Origin of the sequence: Stenotrophomonas sp. CFBP 13724, assembly GCF_014841975.1 — a bacterium.
GTDB lineage: Bacteria > Pseudomonadota > Gammaproteobacteria > Xanthomonadales > Xanthomonadaceae > Stenotrophomonas > Stenotrophomonas lacuserhaii.
In genome coordinates this window covers 1242163-1259829 of the sequence record NZ_JACYUW010000001.1, presented here as the reverse complement: position 1 = coordinate 1259829, position 17667 = coordinate 1242163, and the positions used below count along the sequence as shown (strand labels likewise).

Below are 17667 nucleotides of genomic sequence, written 5' to 3'. Positions count from 1 at the left end.
CATCATGCTGCCAGCCGCTTCTCTCGCCCGCCTGACCTTCGCTGCCGCCGCCATCGCGCTGCTGGGCGGCTGCGTGATCGCCGGCGACGTGCGCCCCTACCCGGCCCTGGCGCCCGTGCAGCCGGTGATGCCGCCGCAGGCGCAGGCAACGGCCGGGGCGATCTACGCCGCCGGTCCGTCGCTGCAGCTGTATTCGGACCGCCGCGCACGCGATGTCGGCGACCTGCTGACGATCACCCTGCTGGAAAACACCCAGGCACAGATGAGCGCGAACACTGCCACCAGCAAGGAATCCGAACTGGCCATCGGCACGCCGACCATTTTCGGCGCACCGGTGACCCTGGGCGGCAAGGACATCCTGTCGGCCACTGCCAACGGTTCGCGTGACTTCACCGGCCGTGGCAACAGCGCACAGAGCAACCGCCTGCAGGGCAACGTGACGGTCACGGTGATGCAGCGCCTGCCCAACGGCAACCTGGTGGTGCAGGGCCAGAAGAACCTGCGGCTCAACCAGGGCGATGAGCTGGTGCAGGTGCAGGGCATCGTGCGCGCGGCCGACATCGCACCGGACAACACCATTCCCTCCAGCCGCGTGGCCGATGCCCGCATCGTCTACGGCGGTCGCGGCGCGGTAGCGCAGTCCAATGCCATGGGCTGGCTGAGCCGCTTCTTCAATTCCGGCCTGGCGCCGTTCTGAGCATGCCTGCCATGACCCTCCTCACCCTCCCCGCCCGCCTGTTGATCGCGGCCCTGGCCGTTGCCGGCGCCGCGTTGCCGGCGCATGCCGAACGCATCAAGGACCTGGCCCAGGTCGGCGGCGTGCGTGGCAACGCGCTGGTCGGCTACGGCCTGGTGGTCGGCCTGGATGGCAGCGGCGACCGCACCAGCCAGGCACCGTTCACCGTGCAGAGCCTGAAGAACCTGCTCGGCGAACTGGGCGTCAATGTTCCGGCGAACGTCAATCCGCAGCTTAAGAACGTCGCCGCCGTGGCGATCCATGCCGAGCTGCCGCCATTCGCCAAGCCGGGCCAGCCGATCGACATCACCGTCTCCTCGATCGGCAATGCGGTGTCGCTGCGCGGTGGTTCGCTGCTGATGGCCCCGCTGAAAGGCGCCGATGGCCAGGTCTACGCGATCGCCCAGGGCAACCTGATCGTCGGTGGTTTCGGCGCGCAGGGCCGTGATGGCTCGCGGGTGTCGGTCAACGTGCCCAGCGTCGGCCGCATCCCCAACGGCGCCACCGTCGAACGGGCGCTGCCGGATGTGTTCGGTGCGGCCGGCGAGATCACCCTGAACCTGCACAAGAATGACTTCACCACCGTCTCGCGCATGGTCGCCGCACTCAACAACGCCTTCGGCGAGGGGTCTGCCCGCGCCGTCGACGGGGTCACCGTCGCGGTCAACGCACCGACAGATCCGGGCGCCCGCATCGGCCTGCTTGCACGCATTGAGAGCCTGGAGCTGACCCCGGGCGCGGCATCGGCCAAGGTCGTGGTCAACTCGCGCACCGGCACCGTGGTGATCGGCCAGCAGGTCCGCGTGGGCGCCGCCGCGATCTCGCACGGCTCGCTGACGGTGACCATCCAGGAAGGCACCAACGTAAGCCAGCCCAATGCGCTGGCAGGCGGCCAGACGGTGGTGAGCCCGCAGTCCACCATCACCGCCACCAACGATGGCAGCCGCATGTTCAAGTTCAACGGCGGCACCTCGCTGGATGAAATCGTGCACGCGGTAAACGCCGTGGGCGCCGCCCCGGGCGACCTGATCGCCATCCTGGAAGCCCTCAAGCAGGCCGGTGCGCTGAGCGCCGAGCTCGAGGTGATCTGACATGCGCATCCAGCCATCCTTCGAGCTCAATCCTTCGCAGCGCAATGATCCGGCCCAGGTCGACAAGGTCGCGCGCCAGCTTGAAGGACAGTTCGCGCAGATGCTGGTCAAGAGCATGCGCGATGCCAGTTTCGGTGACGCACTGTTCCCGGGCGAAAACACCATGTTCCGGGAGATGTACGACCAGAAGATCGCCGAGTCGATGACCCGCGGCAAGGGCTTGGGCCTGTCGGCGGTGATCAGCCGCCAGCTTTCCGGCGCTGCGGCGGAAGGCCCGGCACTGGATGGGCGGATCAACGCCACCGAAGCCACCCGCGCCTACCAGCTCAACGCCCCCGCCGCTGAAGCGCCGGCGATGCCGCTGGAAGACGCCGACCAGGCCGTGCGCATGCTGCAGCAGATGGCCGCGGGCAGCTCGCCGCGCCTGTTGCAGCCGATGGAACAGACCCTGGACCTGATTGCCGGGCGCGACAGCAGCAGCATGCACCAGGCGCTGGGCAGCAGCGATCCGTATGCGGCGCAGCCCTTGGCCGCGCCGGCACCGGTCGCGGCCGAAGACCAGTGGGCGGCAACATCGACCAACCGCGGCACCGGCCCATCGGCGATCGATACCCTGGCCAGCAGTTCGGCCGTTGCGCGCCTGGGTTCGCATACCCCGGAAGGCTTCGTGGCGGGCATCTGGGCACACGCGCAGACCGCCGCCAAGGAACTCGGCGTAGATGCGCGCGCGCTGGTCGCGCAGGCCGCACTGGAAACCGGCTGGGGCAAGCGCCAGATCACCCACGGCGATGGCCGTACTTCGCACAATCTGTTCGGCATCAAGGCCACCGGCTGGAGCGGCGACCGCGCCACCGTGGGCACCCACGAATATGTCAACGGGGCACGCCGCAACGAAACGGCCAGCTTCCGCAGCTACAGCTCGCCGGCCGAAAGCTTCGCCGACTACGTGCGCCTGTTGAAGAGCAACCCGCGCTACCAGAAGGCACTGGAAGCCGGCACCGACGTGCGCGGCTTCGCGCGCGGCCTGCAGCAAGCCGGCTATGCGACCGACCCGTCGTATGCCAACAAGATCGCCAGCATCGCTGGCGGCCCGACCATCGAACGCGCGGTCGCCGCCATCGGCGATGCCGGCGCGCAGTTGGGTCGCACCTTCGCCAGCACTGCCCAGGCAGCGCTGGGCATCGCCCGTCGCTGAGGACCCCCATGACCAGCGTACTTTCTACCGGTACCAGTGCCCTGCTCGCCTTCCAGCGCGCACTGGCCACCACCAGCCACAACGTGGCCAACATCAACACCGTTGGCTACAGCCGGCAGCGCGTGGATTTCGCCACCGCCGATCCGCAGCAGATGGGCTACGGCACCGTTGGCAACGGCACCCGCATCGCCGATATCCGCCGGGTCGCCGACCAGCTGGCGATCTCGCGCCTGCTCGATGGCAGCGGCGAACTGGCCCGGCTGAAGCAGTTGTCGACCATGGCCGACCGCGTCGATTCGCTGTTCTCCGATGCCTCCACCAACGTGGCCGGTGTGTGGTCGAACTTCTTCGATTCGGTCAGCGGACTGTCTTCCAACGCGTCGGCCACCGCTGACCGCCAGAACGTGCTGGACAGCGCCAACACGCTGGCCAATCGCTTCCGCCAGCTCAATACCAGCCTGGACAGCCTCAACAGCGAGGTCAACAACGGCATCAGCGCGGCAGCCACCGAGATCAACCGGCTGGCTGCGGAAGTGGCGCAGATCAACGGCGCCATCGGCAGCAACGCCGCCAATGCCGCACCGGACCTGCTGGACCGCCGTGACCAGCTGATCGCCCACCTGGTCGGTTACACCGGCGGCAACGCGGTGATCCAGGACGGCGGCTTCATGAACGTCTACACCGCCGGCGGCCAGGCGCTGGTGGTCGGCAGCACCGCCAGCAAGGTCACCACGGTTACCGATGCCTACCAGCCCGAGCGCCTGCAGCTGGCGCTGGAAACGCAGGGCGCCAAGGTAGTGCTGGATTCGAAGGCACTCGGCGGGCAGGTGGGCGGGCTGATGGAGTTCCGCGAAACCGTGCTGACCCCGGCCCAGGCCGAACTGGGCAAGCTGGCGGTGGGCCTTGCGACCACCTTCAACGACACCCACCGCAACGGCGTGGATCTGTACGGGCAGATGGGCACCGACCTGTTCAACATCGGCAGCCCGCGCATTACCGAGAACACCGCCAACACCGGCAGTGCGACGATCCAGGCCAGCTTCGGCGACCTGTCCAGGCTGGATGCGCAGAACATCGTGCTGCGCTTCGACGGTACCCAGTGGCAGGCCAATCGCGCCGATACCGGTGCGGCCATCCCACTGACGGGCACCGGCAGTGCGGCCGATCCGCTGGTGATCAACGGCGTGCAGATGGTGGTCGGTGGCACCCCGGCGGCCAATGACCGCTTCCTGCTGCAGCCGACCGCCAACGTGGCCGGCAGCATGAGCGTGGCGATCACCGATCCGTCGCGGCTGGCCGCGGCGGCGCCGATCAAGGGCGCGGCCGCCACCGCAAACACCGGCACCGGCAAGCTCACCGACGTCAAGGTGGCCGACGCCGGCAACGCCGCGCTGCGCAACCCGGCCGCGATCGTCTTCACCGCCGCCGGCCAGTACACCATCGACGGTGCTGGCCCGTTCGCCTACACCGCTGGACAGACGATCACCGCCAATGGCTGGAGCTTCGTGCTCGATGGCGCGCCCAAGCCCGGCGACAGCTTCAACATCACCCCGGTCGGTGCCGGTTCGTCGGACAACAGCAACGCGCTGGCGCTGGCCAAGGTGGAAGACGCCAAGACCTTCAACAGCGGCACCGTCACCCTCAATGGCGCGCTGGGTGGGCTGACTACGCAGGTCGGCGCGGCCGCACGTTCGGCGCAGTACTCGCTGGATGCGCAGCAGGTGATCACCGACCAGGCGCAGGCCGCGCGGGATTCGGTATCCGGGGTGAACCTGGACGAAGAAGCAGCGGACATGCTCCGCCTGCAGCAGGCCTACCAGGCCGCTTCGCAGCTGATCTCCACCGCCGACACCATGTTCCAGACCATCCTCGGAGCCGTCTCGCGATGAATGACCGTATTTCCACCGGGATGATGTTCAGCCAGTCGGTTTCGCTGATGCTGGGCAAGCAGTCCAAGATCAACCATCTGGAACAGCAGATCGCCACCGGCAGCAAGATCGTGTCGGCCAAGGACGATCCGGTCGCTGCTGGCACCGCCGTCGGGCTGGACCGCGTGGTGGCCGGGCTGGAGCAGCTCGGCAAGAACGCCAACAACGCGCAGAACCGCCTGGGCCTGCAGGAAAACGCCCTGGCCCAGGCCAATGAACTGATGACCCGCGCGGTCGAGCTGAGCATCCAGGCCAACACGCCGGTGCCCGGCAACACCGACCTCAAGGCCATCGTCAGTGAGCTGAAGACCATCCAGGAGAGCCTGCTGTCGCTGGCCAACAGCAAGGACGGCAGCGGTCGTTACCTGTTCGGCGGCAGCAACGATTCGGACGCGCCCTTCCTCAAGGCCGGCGGCACGGTCAGCTATGTCGGTGACCAGACCCAGCGCCAGGTGGAAGTGGCACCCGGCCAACTGGTCAACGATGCCCTGCCCGGCAGCGAGATCTTCATGCGAATCCGCACTGGCGACGGCACGGTGGACGCCAGTGCGGCCGCGGGCAACACCGGCAGCGGCCTGCTGACCTCGGTAAGCCGCGATGGCAGCGCGGACTGGGACGGCGGCGCGCTCAACGTTCGCTTCACCGCCGCCGGCGAAGGTGCCTACGAGGTGCTGGACGATACCGGCGCGGTGGTGGCCACCGGCACGCACACCAAGGGCGAAGACATCGTGGTCGGCGGCGTCCGCCTGCGCATTGAAGGCGCACCGGCCGCCGGTGACAGCTTCGACGTGGTGGCTTCCAGCTCGCGCGACATCTTCGCCACGATGGACACGCTGATCGGTGCACTGGCATCGGATCCGCAGACTGCGGCCGACCGCACCGGCATGCAGAACCTGCTGCAGTCGAGCATGCGTGACATCACGCGTGCTTCGGAAAACATGATCGATGCACGCGCAAAGGGCGGTGCGCAGCTGGCCGCCATCGACGACGCCGCCAGCGCACGCGACGCCACCGCCGTAACCGTAAAGACCACCCTTTCCACCCTGCGCGACCTGGACTACGCCGATGCCATCGGCCAGTACAAGCTCGAAAACGCGGCCCTGCAGGCCGCGCAGACGATCTTCAGCCAGATGCAGGCGATGTCCCTGTTCAACAGTATCCGCTGACCTTCATCCGGGCGCCCCAAGCGCGCCTCTACCAACAGACCCGAGCAACCCACGGAGACGCCCCATGGCACAGATCATCAACACCAACACGATGTCGCTGAACGCCCAGCGCAACCTTTCCACCAGCGGCAACTCGCTGGCCACCTCGATCCAGCGCCTGTCATCGGGCCTGCGCATCAACAGTGCGAAGGACGACGCGGCGGGCCTGGCGATCTCCGAGCGCTTCACCACCCAGATCCGCGGCATCAACCAGGCCGCGCGCAATGCCAACGACGGCATTTCGCTGGCGCAGACCGCCGAAGGCGCACTGGGCGAGATCGGCAACAACCTGCAGCGCATCCGCGAGCTGGCCGTGCAGGCGCGCAACGCCACCAACTCTGATTCCGATCGCCAGGCACTGAACGCCGAAGTGCAGTTGCTGAAGTCGGAAATCCAGCGCGTGTCCGAGCAGACCAACTTCAACGGCACCAGCCTGCTGGATGGCAGCTTCACCAACCAGGCCTTCCAGATCGGCGCCGACCAGGGCCAGACGATCAACATCTCGCAGATCGCCAACGCCAATACCAACAAGCTGGGCAGCTGGACCAGTGCGTCCACTGCGGCCAGCCTGACCAGCGCCGTGGCCACCGGTGGTGCGGCTGCGGCGGTGCCGAACGCGTCGGCTGTCTCGGGACTGTTCGAGGAGGTCACCGCAGCCGCAGGCGGGTTCTCGCTCTCCGTCGGCGGCGTGGAGATCCTCACTGCGGCAGAAGGTGCAACGGTCACCGAGGCGCAGATCACCCAGGCGTTGTCTGACCGCTCCGCTGATCTGGCGGCCGCCGGCTTCACCTCGACCGGCACGGTTGCCGCCGGCACGCTGGCGTTCTCGCGCGCCGATGGGGGCGAGTTCACCATCGGCATGACTGGCGCCGGCGCGGACGGTTTCCAAGGGGCCGGCTTTGTAGGCTCCCAGGACAACGGCACTGCCGCTGTCGCGGCCAGCTTCGGCGCCATCACGGCCGGCCAGCTGACCCTGTCCACCGCCGATGGCACCGGCACCGTCGACATCGTAGTGGGCGCGTCCAAGGACACGGCCGAGCGCAACACCATGATGGTCAACGCGGTGAATGCGAAGAGTCACGAAACCGGCGTCACCGCCTCGATCATCGATGGCAAGGTGCAGCTGGAATCGAAGACCGGCAATTTCGAGATCGGGGGCAGCCTCACCGCCGACGAACTCGCAGGCGCCACGGGCTTCACCGCTGGTGACAGCTCGGTCAATGGCCGCTCGTTCACTGCCGGCTCGGCCCAGGTCGGTTTCGCTGCGCTGGACATCTCCTCGCAGGCTGATGCGGACAACGCGATCCTGGCCATGGATGCGGCACTGCAGTCGGTCAATTCGGCGCGTGCCGACCTCGGCGCGATCCAGAACCGCTTCAGCTCCACCATCGCCAACCTGACCACGTCCTCGGAAAACATGTCCGCTGCGCGCAGCCGCATCCGCGACGTGGATTACGCCCAGGAAACCGCCGAACTGACCCGCTCGCAGATCCTGCAGCAGGCCGGCACGGCGATGCTGGCCCAGGCCAACCAGGTGCCGCAGAACGTGCTGAGCCTGCTGCAGTCGTAAGCAGGTGTCCGGTAGCGCCGAGCCATGCTCGGCGTGATCCATCCACGCGCGCACGCCCCGAGGCCCCGCCAGATCACTGGCGGGGCCTTTTGATGTGTATTGCCGGCAAGAAGCCGCCGAGCACGGCTCGGCGCTACCGGAAAGCCAACGGGAAGCCACCGTGTGCGGCGCCCTCACGAAAAAATAATTGACTTGTGGCTAAAGGCTGGGCAGGCAGTGCCGTTATTGTTTTCAGCAGCGGCAGCACACCCCCACGGGGGCGCCAATCCACTGCCCCTAATACCGGCCAGGCTGAACTGCCGGACCCACTGCCAAAAAGGAAAACCGCACCATGGCACAAGTCATCAACACCAACACCATGTCGCTCAACGCCCAGCGCAACCTGAGCACCAGCGGCACCAACCTGGCCACCACCATCCAGCGCCTGTCCTCGGGCCTGCGCATCAACAGCGCCAAGGACGACGCCGCCGGCCTGGCCATCTCCGAGCGCTTCAGCACCCAGATCCGTGGCGCCAACCAGGCTGCCCGCAATGCCAACGACGGCATCTCGCTGGCGCAGACCGCTGAAGGCGCCCTGGGCGAAATCGGCAACAACCTGCAGCGCATGCGTGAGCTGGCCGTGCAGTCCCGCAGCGCGACCAACTCCGATTCGGACCGCCAGGCGCTGAACTCGGAAGTGCAGCTGCTGAAGCAGGAAATCCAGCGCGTCGCCGAGCAGACCAACTTCAACGGCACCAACCTGCTGGACGGCAAGTTCACCAACCAGGCCTTCCAGATCGGCGCCAACCAGGGCGAGACGATCAACATCTCGCAGATCGCCAACGCCAACATCAGCAAGCTCGGCAGCTGGACCAGCGCCTCGACCAATGCTTCGGTCAGCGGTGCGGTTCCGAACGGCGGCGCTGCTGCGGCAGTGGCTACCACCACCGGCACCTCGGGTGCGTTCACCAGCGCAGTGTCCAATGCTGACGGCCAAGCGTTCTCGCTGACTGTCGGTGGCGTCGAAGTGCTGTCCCGCACGCAGACTGGCGGCAACCCCGTCACCGTGGACGACGCAGCGATCGACGCTGCACTTGCCACCGATGAAGTTCGCACCGCACTGACCAACGCCGGCATCACTGTCAGCGGCACTGCGGCCGGCGACAATCTGGCCTTCAGCAAGGCGGACGGCACCGACCTGACGGTGGCCGTGGCGAGCACCTTCAACACCGCTGGTAGCTTCGCGACTGCAGGCTTTGCCGCTGCACATACCAACGGTACCGAGGCCACCGCTGCTTCCTTCACCGCCGCATCGTTCACCCTGACCGGCAGCACCGGCTCGGCCACCATTTCCCTGGATGCCGCCAAGACCGCAGGTGACCGCGCCACGCAGATGGTCAACGCGGTCAACGCCAAGACCCACGAAACCGGCGTCAGCGCTTCGCTGGTCGAAGGCAAGCTGCAGCTGACCGGCAAGGAAGGCAACTTCGAAATCGCCGTCGCCGATGGCACCGATGCCGATGCGCTGACCGCGCAGACCGGCCTGACCGCTGCGGAAACCACCAACTACGCCGCAGGTGGCGCCAAGACCGGCTTCGCCGATCTGGACATCTCCTCGGTCGGTGGTGCAGACAACGCGATCCTGGCGATGGACGCTGCGCTGAACTCGGTCAACTCCTCGCGTGCCGACCTCGGCGCGATCCAGAACCGCTTCACCTCGGTCGTTGCCAACCTGAACACCTCTTCGGAGAACATGTCGGCCGCCCGCAGCCGTATCCGCGACGTGGATTACGCTTCGGAAACCGCCGAACTGACCCGCAACCAGATCCTGCAGCAGGCCGGTACGGCGATGCTGGCCCAGGCCAACCAGTCCAGCCAGAGCGTGCTGAGCCTGCTGGGCTGATCCACGGATCAAGCAGTACGTGAGACCGGAAAGGGGGCGAAAGCCCCCTTTTCGTTTGCGTGATTGTTGGAAGGGCTGACGGTCAGCGGCCGTCATCATCGGACCGTGGCACGGGGCTTGCATCAAAGCAGCCAGCGCAGCAGCGCTCAAGCTCGCCCAAATACGGCCGATAGCAGATGCATGGCATCGGCTCGTGCCGTCACAGCACAAGGATCCTTCCATGTCCCTCGGCACCATCGGTTCCGGCCTCGACATCCCCAGCCTGGTCTCCCAGCTTGTCGCCAACGAGCGCGCGCCGAAGGAAAACCAGATCAACAACGCCGGCGTCGCCGCCAGCGCCAAGCTTTCGTCGCTGGGCACCATCAAGAGTGGCATGACCAGCCTGCAGACCGCGCTGAACACGCTGGTCAAGGGCGTGGCCAATCCAGGCATCAAGGCCAGCACGCCGACCGAATCTAACTTCACCGCCGTCATCGATACCGCCAGCACCGCCGGCAAGCCGGCCGCCGGCACGCATGAGGTGGAAGTGCGCTCGCTCGCGCAGAACCAGAAGCTGAGCTCCAAGGCCTACGAGAAGGACGCGGTGATCGGCGACGGCACGCTGAACATCGGCTACGGCGAAAAGAACATCAGCGTCACGATCCCGGCCGGCGCCAAGCTGACCGAGGTGGCCGCGGCGATCAATTCCGCTGCCGGCGGCAAAGGCGTGACGGCGGCCGTGGTGACCGCCGATGATGGCCAGCATCTGGTGCTGACCGCCGTGGATTCCGGGACCAAAGGCGCACTGACGGTCAGCACCAGCGGTGGCAACGGTGGCCTGGGCGACCTGGTCCATGATGCCGCCGGCACCTCGAAGATGACCGAGATGGTCGCCGCCAAGGATGCGGTGGTGGTGGTGGATGGCTTCACCCGTACCTCCAGTTCGAACACCGTCACCGACCTGGTCCCCGGCATCACGCTGACGCTGACCAAGGCCGAAGAAGGCAAGAAGCAGACGCTGACGTTGACCCCGGACAACAGCACGCTGAAGACCAACCTCAACGCGTTCATCAGCGCTTACAACTCCATCCAGAGCACGTTGAAGAGCTCCAGCGCCTACAACGCCGAAACCGGAACCGCCGCCACGCTGACCGGCGATGCCATGGTGCGCGGCCTGCAGCAGCAGCTGCGCAGTTCGCTGAGCGCCAACGTCAACGACATGAAAACGATGGGCCTGACCATCGCCGCCGATGGCACGCTGAGCCTGGATGCGGCCAAGCTGGATACGGCGATGGCGCAGAACCCGGAGGCGGCCAAGTCACTGTTTGGTGCCGAAGGCAGCATCGGCAAGTCGATGACCGCCCTGCTGAAGAGCAACCTGGACAGCACCACCGGCACCATCACCCAGCGCACCAATTCGCTCAACAAGGAAATCAAGGCGCTGGAAAAGCAGCTGGATGACCTGGACGCGCGCATGGAAAAAGTATCCGACCGCTACACCAAGCAGTTCACCGCGATGGAAGGCCTGGTCACCCAGATGCAGACCGCCAGCAATACGCTGTCCCAGCAGCTGGCCAACAACAGCTCCAAGAGCTGATCCGGCGCCCGCGCCAGCCCGCTCAAGTTGATCGGCCTGATGGCCGATATCCATGAAACACCGGTACCGGCTGCACTCCGCCACGGGCGGAACCAGGCAACCGGCACCCCAGGAGAAACCAAACATGTACGGCACAAACCGGCAGTTCGCCGAGCAGTACCGCAAGGTCGGCGTCAGCACTTCGGTGGTGGATGCGGATCCGCACAAACTGGTGGCGCTGCTGCTGGCCGGCGCGTGCGAGCGCATCCGCAGCGCCGAAGCGGCGCTGCAGCGTAACGACCAGGCGCGCAAGGGCAAGGCGATCGGCGAGGCGTGCTCGATCGTCGGCCACCTTGACGGTTCGCTGGACCACGAAGCAGGCGGTGAAATCGCCGGCAACCTGTCCTCGCTGTACGAGTTCGTGATCGTGCGGCTGACCGAAGCGAACCTGCACAACGACCCGGTCGCACTGCAGGAGGCGCTCGGCCTGATGGTCGAAATCGATTCGGCCTGGAATGCGATCCCGAACGAGCAGCGCCACGCTGGCGGCGCAGGCGCACCATGAGCGACCAGGCGCTGCAGCCGCTGCACGCGGCGCTTGAAACGCTGGAGGCCAGCCTGCCCGGCGACGACCATGGCCACAGCGAACGCCTGATGGGCGAGCACCTGCAGGCGGTGGCCGCACTTTCACTGAGCATCGAACGCCCCACCGACGAGGCGATCCGTGCCCTGCTCGCCCACCAGCAGCGGGTGATGGGCCGCATGGTGCAGCTGCGCGATGAAGCCGCTGCCCACATCAACCACGGCAAGCGCTCCCTTCGCGCTGCGCATGCCTACCTGAAGGCAGAATCGCTGGCATGAATACGCCCGCCGCGCCCTCGATCCACCACCCAGCAGAAAGCGAGCTGTTCGATGAAACGCTGAGCTGCGACGTGGACCTGCCCGCGGACTTCCTGCGCGGCAGCGGCAGCGTGCGCGCCAGCGCGGCCGAGCAGCTGCTGCGCAGCATCGGCCTGGTGGAAGACAGCCGCGGCGAGGACAAAGACGACCGCGGCGAAGCCAGCCCCGGCCAGCAGCGCATCGAAGCCAAGCTCGACCTGGTGCTGCTGCTGGTCGGCCGGCTGGTACGCCAGCAGGCCGATGCCCTGCCCCTGCGTCCGCTGCGCTGGTCACGGCGCGGCATCCGGCTGCAGCTGGGCCCGCGCAGCGGCGCGGTTGCGGGCAGCGCGGGCACGGTACGCCTGCAGCCCAGCGACTGGCTGCCCGACCACGTGGACCTGCCCGTGCAGGTGTTGGCCGAAGCGGCCAATGGCGCCGGCGGCCACTACCTGTGGCTGCGTTTCGATGAGCTCGGTGACGGGCTGGAAATGGCGTTGGAACGCCACCTGTTCCGCCTGCACCGCCGCCAGATCGCCGACGCCCGACGCTACCGCTGAGGCGCAATACGGGATGGCCGTCGCTGTACGCGCCTGTCGCTATTGGCTGCCCGGTCCCGGTCCGCTATGGTGGTCCCTTCCCTGCCTGTAGTTGCTCACCTTGCGCGTTCTGATCGTCGACGACCACACCCTAGTCCGCGCCGGCCTTGGGCGACTGCTGCAGGGATTCGCCGATGTCCAGCTGGTGGCCGAAGCCAGCAATGCTGAACAGGCGCTCCAGCAAGCGCTGCACCATGCACCGGATGTGGTGCTGATGGATCTTTCCCTGCCCGGGCGCACCGGCCTGGAAGCACTCAGCGATATCCGCCTGCATGCCCCTGGATCGCGCGTGGTGATGATGACCATGCATGACGACGTCGCCCATGTGCGCGATGCGCTGGATCGCGGCGCAGTAGGTTTCGTGGTCAAGGATGCCGCGCCGGGCGAACTGGAACTGGCACTGCGCGCGGCGCATGCCGGCCAAGTGTTCCTGAGCCCACAGATTTCGGCAAAGATGCTCGCCCCGATGCTGGGGCGGGAGAAGCCGGTGGGCGTCGCGGCGCTGTCCCCGCGCCAGCGTGAGATCCTGCGCCGGATAGGGAGCGGTCAGAGCAACAAGGAAATGGCGGCCGACCTCGGGATCAGCGTCAAGACCGTGGAGACCCATCGCGCCCGGATGATGGAATCGCTGGGCTGCCGTCGCGCCAACGACCTGGTGCTGCTGGCCGCGCGCCACCAGAGCGATCTGGAATAGCGGACGACGACGCTTTTCCGGCGCCGCGGCCGCCTCGGGTCGAGATTCCTGCGGCGGCAGGCCGGACCGCTACTGCGGATCAGGCACTTGCACCTGGCGCCGTGACGGAAACCCGTTGCGATGTAGGGATTTTCCTGACCACGGGTCAGGGGCGGCCCTAGCGCGCTCAGGAACCCCCCGATTTCCCCTACCCCGGCCAACAAGCAAGATGTGTTCCATAACGCGTCGGGGATGGCGCAGGGGAATGCAGATGAAAGCCGCACTCAATGTCCAGCTGGGCCAGAACCTCCACCTGACGCCACAGTTGTTGCAGTCGATCCGGCTGCTGCAGCTCGATGGCCTGCAGCTGGAGCAGGAAATCCAGCGCGCCCTGGACAACAACCCGCTGCTGGAAATCGAAGAAGTCCGCGACAGCGTGGCCGAGGCAGGCAGCGCGGTGGACGCGGCCACCGATGCGGCCGCCTTCGACGAACTGCCCGAGAGCGGCATGTGGGACATCCCCGGCGCCAGCTGGCAGGACGGTGACGACGATCGCATGGCGCGCATCGCCGCCGGCCAGTCCAGCGATCCGCACCTGCGCATCCTGCAGGGCCTGGCACTGGAGCTGGACGAGCGCGCACTGGGCATCGCCGCCTTCTGGCTGGAACATTGCGACGATGCGGGCTACCTGCAGTCTCCGCTGGCGCAGCTGCACCTGCTGGGCAGCGCCCGGCTGGACGTGCAGGCCGAAGAACTGGAAGCCATCCGCCAGCGCCTGCTGCAGGGCGACCCGGCAGGCATGGCCGCACAGCACCTGGGTGAATGCCTGCAGGCCCAGTTGGACGCCCTGCCCGGCGCCGTGGCCGCCCGCTACCTGGCACGGCGCATCCTGGCCGGATCGCTGGAGCTGCTGGCCAGCCACGATTACCCCGCCCTGGCTGCGGCCCATGGCAGTGAAGAAGCCGACGTGCACGAAGCGGTGCGGCTGATCCTGTCCCTGCAGCCGCGGCCCGGTGACAGCCTGCTGCCCGAGCGTAACGCGGTGGTGGTGCCCGACGTCAGCGCCTGGCACGCCGACGGCCAGTGGCGCGTGGCGCTGAACAGCCGCAGCAGCCGCCGGGTGGGCATCAACCGGGACTACGAACAGGCCCTGGCCGACTGCCCCGATGCCAGCCCGGCCATGCGCGAGATGCTCGCCGAGGCGCGCTGGCTGACCCGTGGCCTGTCGATGCGCCACGACACCCTGCTGCGCACCGCGCGGGTGATCGTCGAGCGCCAGGCCGCCTTCCTGACCCGCGGCGATGAGGCCATGGCCCCGCTGACCCTGAAGGAGGTGGCCGATACCATCGGCATGCACGAATCCACCGTTTCGCGCATCACCACCGGCAAATACCTGCAGACCCCGCGTGGTACCTTCGAACTCAAGCACTTCTTCGCCGTGCGGCTGGAAGGGGCCAGCGTCTCCGGGGCGGCCGTGAAAGCCATGGTGCGCCGGCTGATCGAATCTGAACAGGCGGGGCGGCCGCTGGCCGATGAGGCCATCGCCGGGCTGCTGGCGCGCCAGGGAGTGAACATTGCACGCCGGACCGTTGCAAAATACCGGGAACAACTGGATATCGCCCCGGCGCGCGAGCGCCGTCGGCCGGTGGTCCGGCAACCGCTGATGGCCCGGGTGGGCTGAGGAAGAACTGGAATGGACAAGCTCACCGTGTTGCTGGTTGATGACCACGAGGGTTTCATCAACGCCGCCATGCGCCACTTCCGCAAGGTCGACTGGCTGGCCGTGGTCGGCAGCGCCGGCAACGGACTGGAAGCCATCGAGCGCTCGGAAAGCCTGCGTCCGCAGGTGGTGCTGATGGACCTGGCGATGCCGGAAATGGGCGGCCTGCAGGCTACCCGCCTGATCAAGTCGCAGGACGATGCCCCGTACATCGTGATCGCCAGCCACTTCGACGATGCCGAACACCGCGAGCACGCGCTGCGCGCCGGCGCCGACAATTTCGTCAGCAAGCTGTCCTATATCCAGGAAGTCATGCCGATCCTGGAAGGGTTGAAGGGAAACTGAAATGAGCGAGTCACGGATCCTGCTGCTGGACAATGACGCCGTCCGCGCCGAGCACACCGTCGCCCTGCTGGAGTTCATGGATTTCAACCCGCGCTGGGTTTCCGACGCGGCGGATTTCTCCACCGGCCGCTATCGCCAGAACGACTGGATGGCGGTGATCGTCGGTGCGCTGGACGACAACGAAGCCAGCAGCGCGTTGTTCCAGTGGCTGGGCCAGAGCAGCCTGCCGCCGCCGGTGCTGTTGATCGACGGCGATGCACAGGCGTTCGCGCGCCGGCACGGCATGCATGAGGCCAACATCTGGCCGCTGGAGGCGCCGCTGCGCCACGCCCAGATGGAAGCGCTGCTGCGTCGCGCCAGCCTGAAGCGGCTGGATGCCGAACACCAGGCCGGCGCGGTGCAGGAACAAGGCCCCACCGGCACCGGGCCGGCGGTGATCGCACTGCGCCAGATGATCGAACAGGTATCGGCGTTCGACACCACCGTGCTGGTACTGGGCGAGTCCGGCACCGGCAAGGAAGTGGTGTCGCGCGCGATCCACCAGCGCTCACCGCGGCGCGACGGGCCGTTCGTTGCGATCAACTGCGGCGCGATTCCGCCTGACCTGCTGGAAAGCGAGTTGTTCGGTCACGAAAAAGGCGCCTTCACCGGTGCGCTGACTACGCGCAAGGGCCGTTTCGAAATGGCCGAGGGCGGCACCCTGCTGCTGGATGAGATCGGGGACATGAGCCTGCCGATGCAGGTCAAGTTGCTGCGCGTGCTGCAGGAACGCAGCTTCGAGCGCGTCGGAGGCAACGAGACGATCCGCTGCAACGTGCGCGTCATCGCCGCCACCCACCGCGATCTGGAAAGCCGCATCGCCGATGGCAAGTTCCGCGAGGACCTGTTCTACCGGCTCAACGTGTTTCCGATCGACGTACCGGCGCTGCGCGAACGCATCGAAGACCTGCCGATGCTGGCCGAGAACATCGCTGGCCAGCTGGCGCGCACCGGCCGTGGCGAAGTCCGCTTCGCGCCCGAAGCGCTGCAGGCACTGACCACCTATGCCTGGCCTGGCAACGTGCGCGAACTGACCAACCTGGTCGAGCGGCTGGCCGTGCTGCATCCCGGTGGCACCGTGCGCGTGCAGGACCTGCCGGTGCGTTATCGCGCCGACCTGCCGGTGCCGGCGGTAGCGGCCGCCCCCGTGGTGGACGCCCCGGCGTCCGGCGATGACCGGCTGGACCTGCGGAGCTTCTCCTTCCATGCCCCCGGCCAGGGCCACGCCCCGCCGGCACCGCCGGCCGGCCTGCCGGATGACGGGCTGGACCTGCGCAACCACATGGCCACCATCGAACTGGCGCTGATCCACGAGGCGCTGGAACGTACCCAGGGCGTGGTGGCGCATGCCGCCCAGCTGCTCGGCCTGCGTCGCACGACGCTGGTGGAAAAGCTGCGCAAGTACGGTATTGAACGCGACCAGCCGGAAATGACCGGCTGATTGGCCAGGCGCGACTTCCTCCTGGTAGCGCCGAGCCGCGCTCGGCGAGCACAGCGGTAACGGCAACGGTGTGACGACCAACGGTCGTCGCCTACCCAGCGCAAAGGGCTGACGGCCGGCGGCCGTCACTACCGATAAGCGCCCACGCGCCGATTGGGGCTTTTCTTGAAGCCACGCCTCCGCTCGTGGCCCACGCTGGAAGCTCCGTCCTGCCGGAGCACCTCCATGCGTACCCTCGCCTGCATCCTGCTGGCCTCCAGCCTGCTGCCTGCCGCCCACGCCAGCCCCTACACCGCCGGGCCCGGCTGCCGCCTGCCCGAGCATGTCGACGGCCGCCGCTTCACCAATCTCAGCGACCCCATCTGGGCCCCGGACAATCCGAACGCCGGGCGCATGGTCCGCGTGGATTTCTCGGGCAACCGTTACCTGCTCAGCGTGCTCGGCACGCGCCTGCGCGTCCATGGCAGCTATACCTATCGGCGCATCGCCGACAACATGGCGGTCATCGACATGCACGAAGCCTTCCAAGCCGGCGACAGCCACTATCAGTTGATGCTGAGCTGCCACACCGACCTGCAGGGCCGCTTCGTGTTCACCCAGTTCGATGGCCCCATCGAGCCCCGACGCCGCCAGAACGGTGGCACCTGGACCCTGCAGCCGCGCTGATCGGGCACTGCCGAGGCGGAAACCCGGCGCCGGGTTTCCGTCATCCCCTGCCCGCATGGCAGCTGAACCACTCAGCGATTCCGGCACGGCACTTGCATGAGCACCGGGGCAAGCCTCCTCGTTCCCGCTCCATGGAATCGCGCCAC

General features: G+C 67.1%; 16 protein-coding genes. All 16 read left to right on the top strand.

All coding sequences use genetic code 11. The features are described 5' to 3' along the window. Nucleotides 1-4: 4 nt before the first annotated feature. The 16 genes from flgH (at nt 5) to IFT63_RS05355 (ending at nt 17521) form a co-directional block, all read left to right on the top strand. On the top strand, nt 5-697 hold the full coding sequence (flgH, locus tag IFT63_RS05430; RefSeq protein WP_042615436.1) for a flagellar basal body L-ring protein FlgH: 693 nt from the start codon (nt 5-7) through the stop codon (nt 695-697). An 11-nt stretch (nt 698-708) separates the two neighbouring features. Then, the gene (locus IFT63_RS05425; protein WP_080335266.1) at nt 709-1827 is read left to right on the top strand and encodes a flagellar basal body P-ring protein FlgI; all 1119 of its coding nucleotides are present in this window, start codon (nt 709-711) and stop codon (nt 1825-1827) included. A gap of 1 nt (nt 1828) precedes the next feature. Beyond that, nucleotides 1829-3022, top strand: a complete 1194-nt coding sequence (gene flgJ / locus IFT63_RS05420; protein WP_192083453.1) for a flagellar assembly peptidoglycan hydrolase FlgJ — start codon at nt 1829-1831, stop codon at nt 3020-3022. An 8-nt stretch (nt 3023-3030) separates the two neighbouring features. Continuing rightward, on the top strand, nt 3031-4911 hold the full coding sequence (gene flgK / locus IFT63_RS05415) for a flagellar hook-associated protein FlgK (RefSeq protein WP_192083452.1): 1881 nt from the start codon (nt 3031-3033) through the stop codon (nt 4909-4911). Continuing rightward, the gene (flgL, locus tag IFT63_RS05410; protein WP_192083451.1) at nt 4908-6116 is read left to right on the top strand and encodes a flagellar hook-associated protein FlgL; all 1209 of its coding nucleotides are present in this window, start codon (nt 4908-4910) and stop codon (nt 6114-6116) included. The genes flgK and flgL overlap by 4 nt, the downstream gene beginning before the upstream one ends. 64 nt (nt 6117-6180) lie before the next feature. Continuing rightward, complete coding sequence (locus tag IFT63_RS17645; protein ID WP_192083450.1) at nt 6181-7725, top strand: flagellin; 1545 nt, start codon at nt 6181-6183, stop codon at nt 7723-7725. A 331-nt stretch (nt 7726-8056) separates the two neighbouring features. Next, nucleotides 8057-9607, top strand: coding sequence for a flagellin (locus IFT63_RS05400; RefSeq protein ID WP_192083449.1), 1551 nt, complete (start codon nt 8057-8059; stop codon nt 9605-9607). Nucleotides 9608-9827: 220 nt separating this feature from the next. Continuing rightward, on the top strand, nt 9828-11183 hold the full coding sequence (gene fliD / locus IFT63_RS05395) for a flagellar filament capping protein FliD (RefSeq protein ID WP_042615429.1): 1356 nt from the start codon (nt 9828-9830) through the stop codon (nt 11181-11183). Between the two features lie 124 nt (nt 11184-11307). Continuing rightward, complete coding sequence (gene fliS / locus IFT63_RS05390) at nt 11308-11727, top strand: flagellar export chaperone FliS (protein ID WP_042615428.1); 420 nt, start codon at nt 11308-11310, stop codon at nt 11725-11727. Continuing rightward, the gene (locus tag IFT63_RS05385) at nt 11724-12023 is read left to right on the top strand and encodes a hypothetical protein (RefSeq protein ID WP_192083448.1); all 300 of its coding nucleotides are present in this window, start codon (nt 11724-11726) and stop codon (nt 12021-12023) included. Before fliS ends, IFT63_RS05385 begins: the two co-directional genes overlap by 4 nt. After that, nucleotides 12020-12598, top strand: coding sequence for a PilZ domain-containing protein (locus IFT63_RS05380; RefSeq protein ID WP_192083447.1), 579 nt, complete (start codon nt 12020-12022; stop codon nt 12596-12598). Before IFT63_RS05385 ends, IFT63_RS05380 begins: the two co-directional genes overlap by 4 nt. A gap of 100 nt (nt 12599-12698) precedes the next feature. Further along, complete coding sequence (locus IFT63_RS05375) at nt 12699-13331, top strand: response regulator transcription factor (protein ID WP_192083446.1); 633 nt, start codon at nt 12699-12701, stop codon at nt 13329-13331. Nucleotides 13332-13581: 250 nt separating this feature from the next. Further along, entirely contained in the window at nt 13582-14991 is a 1410-nt protein-coding gene (gene rpoN / locus IFT63_RS05370) for an RNA polymerase factor sigma-54 (RefSeq protein WP_192084149.1), read from the top strand. A 12-nt stretch (nt 14992-15003) separates the two neighbouring features. Then, nucleotides 15004-15375 (top strand): response regulator transcription factor, encoded by a 372-nt coding sequence (locus IFT63_RS05365; protein ID WP_057507695.1) that lies wholly within the window; start codon nt 15004-15006, stop codon nt 15373-15375. 1 nt (nt 15376) lies between these two features. Beyond that, the gene (locus IFT63_RS05360; RefSeq protein WP_042615424.1) at nt 15377-16855 is read left to right on the top strand and encodes a sigma-54 dependent transcriptional regulator; all 1479 of its coding nucleotides are present in this window, start codon (nt 15377-15379) and stop codon (nt 16853-16855) included. 225 nt (nt 16856-17080) lie between these two features. After that, complete coding sequence (locus IFT63_RS05355; protein WP_249404334.1) at nt 17081-17521, top strand: hypothetical protein; 441 nt, start codon at nt 17081-17083, stop codon at nt 17519-17521. The last annotated feature ends 146 nt before the right edge of the window (nt 17522-17667 follow it).